The organism is Mesorhizobium sp. M7A.F.Ca.CA.001.08.2.1 (genome assembly GCF_003998455.1).
Lineage (GTDB): Bacteria > Pseudomonadota > Alphaproteobacteria > Rhizobiales > Rhizobiaceae > Mesorhizobium > Mesorhizobium ciceri.
The window spans coordinates 1-7357 of sequence record NZ_RZPW01000282.1; the positions used below are offsets into that span (position 1 = coordinate 1).

Below are 7357 nucleotides of genomic sequence, written 5' to 3' on the forward strand. Positions count from 1 at the left end.
ATCCAGATCGGCGCCACCTTTGCCAAGGGCCTGTTCCCGCAGATCGGCGCGCAAGGCACGACGACGCTCAGGCTGGTCATCGGTGCGCTGATGCTGATCGCGGTGCTGCGGCCCTGGCAGATGCGGCCCTCGCGTGCCACCATGCCGTGGCTGGTCGCCTATGGGGTGACGCTCGCCGCGCTCAACCTCCTGTTCTACGCAGCGCTTGCCAGGATTCCGCTCGGCATCGCGGTGGCGCTGGAGTTTACCGGCCCGCTTCTGGTGGCGACCTTGAGTTCGCGGCGCGCCAGCGACTTTGCCTGGATCGCGCTGGCGGTGGCCGGCATCCTGCTGTTGTCGCCCCTCATTCATTCCCTCGCGCCCCTTGATCCGATCGGGGTGATGCTGGCGCTGGCGGCTGGCGGCTTCTGGGCGCTCTACATCGTGCTGGCCCAGAAGGCCGGCGCGGAGCTTGGCACCCGCACCACCGCCTACGGCATGGCCATCGCCGCCGTGCTGGTGCTGCCCTTCGGTGTCGCCCAGGCGGGATCCGCGCTGCTGGCGCCGTCGATCCTGGTCAGCGCGCTGCTGGTCGGCCTGTTTTCCAGCGCATTGCCGTTCTTCCTGGAGATGGTGGCGCTGACCCGCATGCCGGCGCGCATCTACGGCACGCTGACCTGCCTGGAGCCTGGGCTTGGTGCACTGGCCGGCTTCCTGTTCCTGCACGAAAGCCTGACCGCGACGCAACTGGCCGGGATCGCTGCCGTTGTTGTCGCCGCCTTCGGCACGGCGCTGACATCACGGCCGCCGGTTCCATCGCCGGAGTAGGGGGAGCGATTCGTCGGTACGGGGTATTTTCGAGTATTCCGGAATTCAGCCAGCCAGATCCGCGAAATCAGGCCAATCCTTGTTCAGGACGGCACTGAAATTGTCGCCTGGCGCACAAGTATTTCCGGCTCTGGACAGACCGTGATCTGGTCCAATACGGTGCGTGTCGAAATGAAGACGCGATTGTAGAAAAGGCCGGTCGTCCCTTGCAAAAGAACGTCTTCTCATCGGCGGATTTGCCGCCGCATCTGGATCATCGCGCACGCTTCGCGCTCTGGCAGGACATCCATGTCGCCGAGATATGGTCGGTCGAATACACGATTTCGGAAAGACTGTCGTTCGAAGCCGCGATCGAAGCCACCGCTGTCGGGTCGCTTGTGCTTGGGCAGATGGCCGGGACGATACGTCATGCCAGCCGCAAGGCGGGCAATATCGCCGCCGACGGTCGCGACGGCTATCTGCTGCTGGTCAACAATGGCGATACGGTGCTCAGCGGCACGCAGATTGGCCGCGATTATCACGTCGGCAAAGGCGAGGCCGCCCTGGTCTCGGCTTCGGAAGCGTTGCAGATGACCGGCGGCGACAGCAATGTCTGGGCCAATGTGGTGCTTCCCCGTGCCGTGCTGGAAAATGCCTTCGCTCATATAGAGGATCGGCTGGCGTTGACCGTCGGCGCCGACAATGAGGCGCTCGGCATGCTCAAGCGCTATTGCAGCTTCCTGGAAGCAGGCCCGGCCCTGGTCTCGCCCGACCTCATCGGCCACGCCACCGAAACCATCGTCGACCTGATCGGCCTGGCGACCGGCGCCAAGGGCGAAGCGGCCGAACTGGCGGGCCTGCGCGGCCTGCGCGCGGCAAGGCTGCAGGCCATACTGCAGAAGATGCGGGACAATTTCGCCGATCCCGCCATTTCGGCGCAGGGCGTTGCCGGGCAATTGCGGCTCTCGGTCCGCTATGTCCATGACCTGCTGCAGGAAACCGGGGTGAGCTTTGCCGAGCGCATTCTCGAACTGCGCTTGCAGAGGGCGCATCGGATGCTGTCCGACAGGCGCAACGACCGCATGCGGATCAGCGAGATCGCGCTGCTCAGCGGTTTTTCCGACGTGTCCTATTTCAACCGCTGCTTCCGCCGCCGCTTCGGCTCGACGCCGGGCAGCGCCAGATAGTTTCCGACAGCCACCGAATGCACGGCGCGCCGATCGACTGAGGCTGAAAAGCCACACCGACCGGGAAAGCGCCGTGGTGCTTTCCCCGACAATTCGGGTGCGGCCCAGCCCAAGACGCGGCCGGCGGACAATGCAACACCGGATTTCTCGGCAACAGCTGGTCCTCCGCTGGCATCCGCGGCGGCGACCACGACAATTTTGGGGCGGCAGACAACAATGAAAATTCTTCTTCTCGCAACGGCATTGATCCTCGCGCCGGCCGGCATGGCGTGCGCCGCAGATATCAGCGAGGCTTCGCCCGTCGCCTCCTCCTACGACTGGTCCGGCCTCTATGCCGGCGTTCACTTCGGCTATGCATCCGGAAAGTCCAATCTGTTCATCGGCGGCGCTGGCCCCGGCGGCACCGACATCAACGCTCCCCTCGATCCGAGCGGTTTTGTTGGCGGCGTGCATATCGGCGTCAACCAGGAATTGGCGAACAGCTTCGTGCTCGGTGCCGAGGCTGACATTGCGTACAGCAATGTAGATGCGGTGGGCACCTTCGCCGGTGCCGGCGCGCTGTTCAAGAGCGAAGTCAAATGGTCGGGCTCGGCGCGGCTGCGGGCTGGTTATGCTTTCGATCGCACCTTGCCTTACATCACAGCAGGCGTGGCCGCTGCCAAATATGAAGTGAGCGTGATGACCACCGGCCCCGGCGGTACAATACCGGTCCATGACGAAACCCATCTTGGCTGGACGGCTGGGGCTGGCGTTGAGCACGCCTTCACCGACAGGTGGATCGCGCGGGTCGAATATCGCTACTCCGACTTCGGCAAAAAGGACGTTTCGGTACCGCTTTTTGGTCTTGGAACGGTTGCGAACTTCGATCTCAAGACTCACGATGTCAGGGTCGGGCTCAGCTACAAGTTCTGACCTAGCGTCGCTGAACAAACCCCCGCGCTTTTTTCGCGCGGGGCGAGGCAATAGTTTCGGGATAGCAAACGATGAAAACCATTCTTCTCGCCACGGCCTTCATCCTCACGCCTGTCGGTATGGCGTCCGCAGCGGACACCAGTGAAGCCTTGCCTGTCGCGGCCACCTACGACTGGTCCGGCGGCTATATTGGCGCGCATGCCGGATATGCCTGGGGGAACGCAAGGGCAGGGCAAGTCTTTGCCCCGGACAGCTTCGACAATTACGGCTGGGGCTACAGTCCGTCCGGTGGTTTCGGCGGTCTTTACGCCGGCTACAACAAGCAGTTCGACGGTGGGCTGGTTCTCGGCATCGAGGGCGACTACAGTTTCGCAAGCGTGAAGGACACGACGCTCTATCGGGCGCTCGGCATCGATGACCCGGCCTTTGGCGGCGAGCTCAAGATGGAGTCAGTTGGCTCCGTGCGCCTGCGGGCCGGCTATGCGATGGATCGCTGGCTTTCCTTTGTCACCGGCGGCCTGGCTGTGGCAAGCTACAAGCACACCACCACCGACATTCCGGGCGGTCCCTATGCCGACGTGAAGGATACCGTAACGGGCTATACGCTGGGCGCCGGCGCCGAATACGCCGTCACCGACAATTGGGTGGTTCGCGGCGAGTACCGGTTCGCCGATTTCGGCCGCCACAACTCCCTGCGTCACGCGCTCGTCAACGGCGCTCCCCTCAATCCCGACGAGATCGAACTGACGACGCATGATGTCCGGATCGGCGTCGCCTATAAGTTCTGATCGTTGGAACTGCCGAACTCCTCCAAGCGGGCTCCGAGGGGGAGTTCGGCAGCTTCGGTGTCGCTCTCTAGATCAGCTTCTCCAGCGTGATCGGCAGATCCCTGATCCTCTTTCCCGTCGCATGGAACACCGCGTTGGCAATCGCCGGCGCCACACCGACAATGGCCAGTTCGCCAACGCCCTTGCCGCCGAGCACCGAGGAATGCAGGTCGGGGATGCCGACCGAGATCACCTCGATGTCGGGGATGTCGGCATTGGTCGGCACGAGGTAGTCGGCGAGGTTGTCATTGACGATGCGGCCGTGGCGGCGGTCGACGATGCCTTCTTCCAATAGCGCCTGGCCGATGCCCATGATGATGCCGCCCTTCCATTGGCTTTCGGCAAGTTTCGGGTTGTAGAGCCGGCCCGAATCCAGCGCCGACACCACACGCGATACACGCACCGTGCCGAAATCCTCGTCGACGCGCACCTCGATGAAATGCGCGCACCAGGAGTGGCGGGAATAGTCGCCCTCGGTGTGCGGCACCGACATGGCGATGGTGGTGTAGTTCTTGTAGCGATCCTCTGGCGTCGAATTGGCCGGCATGGTGTCGCCGGTGGCTTCGATGTGGTCGCGGCCGACGCTCTTGAGCAGTTCGGCGACGGAGACATCGGGGCCGTCGCCGCGCGGCGAAGCGATACGGCCATTGGCGACGACCAGCGTGTTGGCCTGCAGCGCGTGGAAGGGCGAGCGTGGATCGCTGATGGCGAGGCCCACCAACTGGTCGAGGGCCGAGGTTGCCGCCTTGTAGACCGCACCCGTCATCACGCCGGCCAGCCGCGAACCGCCGGTGACGCCGGCGCGCGGAAAGCGGGAGTCACCGAGCTTCACCACCACGTCGTCAGCTCGCACGCCGAGCGTTTCGGCGGCGGTCTGCGCCAGGATGGTGTAGGTGCCCTGGCCCATGTCGATCGAGGAGCTTTCGACCTCGACCGAACCATCGGCCAGGATGCGCACGAGCGCCTCGCCATAGGCGCGTCGCACCGGATAGGTGCCGGCGGCGACGCCCCAGCCGATCAACTGGTTGCCGTCGCGCATCGAGCGCGGTTCGGGTGTGCGCCTGGACCAGCCGAAGCGTTCGGCGCCTGCAGCAAAAGCCTCGCGCAACTGCCTGGTCGACCAGGCTTTTTTGGCATGTGGATCCTGCTCGGCATAGTTTCGGAGCCGGATCTCCAGCGGATCGATGCCGACCTCGTAGGCAAGCTCGTCGATGGCGCTTTCGATGCCGAAGGCTGAGGGGTTTTCGCCCGGCGCGCGCATGGCGCCTGGCACCACCGAATTGACCCGTACGACATTCTGCTTCGAGGAGAAATTCGGCGTTGTGTACATGATCGAGGTGACCGATCCGAGCGGCTCGACCCACATGCCGTCGATGGATGTTTCATTGACGCCGCGATGCACGATCGACTGGATCTTTCCCTGCACGTCGGCGCCGATCGTCACCGTCTGGCGCGTCGCCGCGCGCCCGCCATAGCCGGTAAAAGTCTGCGGCCGGGTCATCACCAGCCGCACCGGCCGGCCGAGCATTTTGGCCGCACAGGCGGCCACCGCGCCATGGCTGAGCGCCAGCGCCTTGGAGCCGAAGCCGCCGCCAATATAGGGCGACACCAGCCGCACGTTCTCGAACGGCACACCGAACCACTCGGCATAGGTGCGCGCCATGCCGTCCAGCCATTGGCTCGGCTCCCACACGGTGAGCCGGTCGCCCTCCCAGCGGGCGATCAGGCCATGCGGCTCCATCGGCGCCTGGTACTCGCGCGGCGTGTTGTAGGCGGCGCAGATGCGGACCGGCGCCGAGGCAAACGCACCTTGCGCGTCGCCCCACTCCTTGGTCATGGCGTCGATCGCGATGCCATCGCCGGCCTTGCCGTCGCTGAGGTCAACGATGGCAGGCGTTTCCTCATAGCTGACCTTGACCAGTGCCGCCGCCGCGACCGCCCGCTCGAAGGTCTCGGCGACCACGGCGGCGACATGCTGACCCGAAAAGGTGATGTCGCGCGCGAGCGGGCAATACGGCTTGTCGGGCGGCGGCGTGCCGAACCAGTCCGCCGCGGTTTTCAGGCTGATGATGGTGTCCGGCGTCAGCACCTGCAGCACGCCGGGCGCCACCTCGGCGGCAGTGGTGTCGATCGCGCGCACCTTGCCCGATGCAATCGTGCTCTCGACCAGGACGGCGTAGGCGAGGCCTTCGAGCTGCTGCTCGACGGCGTATTTCGCCGCACCGGTGATCTTGGCCGGGCCGTCGATGCGCGACAGCCGGCCGCCGACGGCTTCGGCAAAAGCGCCGTCGGACGCATCCCCATGCCTGATGTTGTGGACGGTCATGCCGTCTCTCCCAATTTGCGGATGGCGCGGGCGACGACGCGCGGCGCCAGTTCGACCTTGTAGTGGTTGGCGCCATGATCGACAGAGCCTTCGACGGCGAGCAGGCTGGCGGCGCGCACAGTGTCCGGCTCCAGCACCTTGCCCTTCAGCGCGTTTTCCACGGCCCGCGCACGCCACGGCTTGGTCGCGACGCCGCCAAGCGCGACGCGCAAATCGCGGATCGTTCGGCCGTCGGGTTCGAACTCTATGCCGACCGCCGCGCTCGCGGCGGCAAACTCATAGGATTGCCGGTCGCGGATCTTGAGATAAGTCGAACGCCGGGCAGAGGCCGAGCCGGGGATCTCGATCGCGGTGATCATCTCGCCCGGTTCGATCGCGTGCTCCCTGTCCGGCGTGGTGCCGGGCAGCAGGAAAAAGTCGTCGACCGGGATGTGGCGCTCGCCCAGATGCACGATCGCATCGAAGGCGACCAGCGCCACGGCGAGGTCGCCCGGATACATGGCGATGCACGCGTCGCTGATGCCAAGCACCGCATGGCCACGGGTAACGCCGCCGATCGCCGAACAGCCAGAGCCGGGCTCACGCTTGTTGCAGGCTGGGAAATTCGCAGGATCGCGGAAATAAGGGCAGCGCGTGCGCTGCATCAGATTGCCGCCGATAGTCGCCATGTTGCGGATCTGCGCGGAAGCCGCCTGCCACAGGGCTTCCGATACCGCAGGAAAGCGGCTTTTGATGTCGGCATGGTCGGCGACATGGCTCATCCTGGCCAGCGCGCCGATGGTGGCGCCGCGTTCGTTCACCTCGATCCTGTCCAACCCTTTGAGATGAGCGATGTCGACCAGCGTCTCGGGCTCAGCGACGCCGCATTTGGCGAGGTCGATCAGCGTGGTGCCGCCGGCCAAGAGCATGGCGCCGGGCAGGGCGGCCGCCTGGCGTGCCGCATCGAGCGAATTGGCGCGCACATACGAAAAATTCCTCATGATGCGGCCTCCAATGCTGCCTGGCGGACAGCGGCGACGATGTGCGGATAGGCGCCGCAGCGGCAGAGGTTGCCGGCCATATACTCGCGGATTTCTTCGTCGGAGCCGGCATGGCCTTCGCGGATGCAGGCGACCGCCGACATGATCTGGCCCGGCGTACAATAGCCGCACTGGAAGGCGTCCTGTTCGAGGAAGGCAGCCTGCACGGGATGCATTTCGCCCTCCCGTGCAAGCCCCTCTATGGTGGTGACGGTGCGGCCCTCGACTTGTGCGACCAGCGTCAGGCAGGCCAGCACGCGCGCGCCGTCGATCTGCACGGCGCAGGCGCCGCACGGGCCG

General features: G+C 65.0%; 7 protein-coding genes. 4 read left to right on the plus strand and 3 right to left on the minus strand.

Annotated elements, in window-relative coordinates; translation table 11 throughout:
• From EN914_RS17790 to EN914_RS17805, 4 genes are all read left to right on the plus strand, one after another.
• Positions 1–807: DMT family transporter (locus EN914_RS17790; RefSeq protein ID WP_164778775.1), on the plus strand; the 807-nt coding region annotated here is incomplete at its 5' end.
• A gap of 206 nt (positions 808–1013) precedes the next feature.
• Entirely contained in the window at positions 1014–1973 is a 960-nt protein-coding gene (locus EN914_RS17795) for an AraC family transcriptional regulator (RefSeq protein ID WP_024501671.1), read from the plus strand.
• Positions 1974–2189: 216 nt separating this feature from the next.
• Complete coding sequence (locus EN914_RS17800) at positions 2190–2885, plus strand: outer membrane protein (protein WP_024501670.1); 696 nt, start codon at positions 2190–2192, stop codon at positions 2883–2885.
• 71 nt (positions 2886–2956) lie between these two features.
• Positions 2957–3673: an outer membrane protein gene (locus EN914_RS17805; RefSeq protein WP_024501669.1), complete on the plus strand. Its 717-nt coding sequence runs from the start codon at positions 2957–2959 to the stop codon at positions 3671–3673.
• Between the two features lie 67 nt (positions 3674–3740).
• Here EN914_RS17805 and EN914_RS17810 read toward each other — a convergent pair whose 3' ends face one another.
• The 3 genes from EN914_RS17810 to EN914_RS17820 all read right to left on the minus strand — a co-directional run.
• Entirely contained in the window at positions 3741–6038 is a 2298-nt protein-coding gene (locus EN914_RS17810) for a xanthine dehydrogenase family protein molybdopterin-binding subunit (RefSeq protein ID WP_024501668.1), read from the minus strand.
• Positions 6035–7018, minus strand: a complete 984-nt coding sequence (locus EN914_RS17815; RefSeq protein WP_024501667.1) for a xanthine dehydrogenase family protein subunit M — start codon at positions 7016–7018, stop codon at positions 6035–6037. The genes EN914_RS17810 and EN914_RS17815 overlap by 4 nt, the downstream gene beginning before the upstream one ends.
• Positions 7015–7357 (minus strand): (2Fe-2S)-binding protein (locus EN914_RS17820; protein WP_164778776.1); only part of this gene is annotated, 343 nt, incomplete at its 5' end. The genes EN914_RS17820 and EN914_RS17815, both read right to left, overlap by 4 nt.

Excerpts from the sequence above, each read along its gene's own strand:
- EN914_RS17810 (WP_024501668.1), bottom strand. The coding sequence starts at position 6,038 with ATGACCGTCCACAACATCAGGCATGGGGATGCGTCCGACGGCGCTTTT.
- EN914_RS17815 (WP_024501667.1), bottom strand. The coding sequence starts at position 7,018 with ATGAGGAATTTTTCGTATGTGCGCGCCAATTCGCTCGATGCGGCACGC.
- EN914_RS17805 (WP_024501669.1), top strand. The coding sequence starts at position 2,957 with ATGAAAACCATTCTTCTCGCCACGGCCTTCATCCTCACGCCTGTCGGT.
- EN914_RS17800 (WP_024501670.1), top strand. The coding sequence starts at position 2,190 with ATGAAAATTCTTCTTCTCGCAACGGCATTGATCCTCGCGCCGGCCGGC.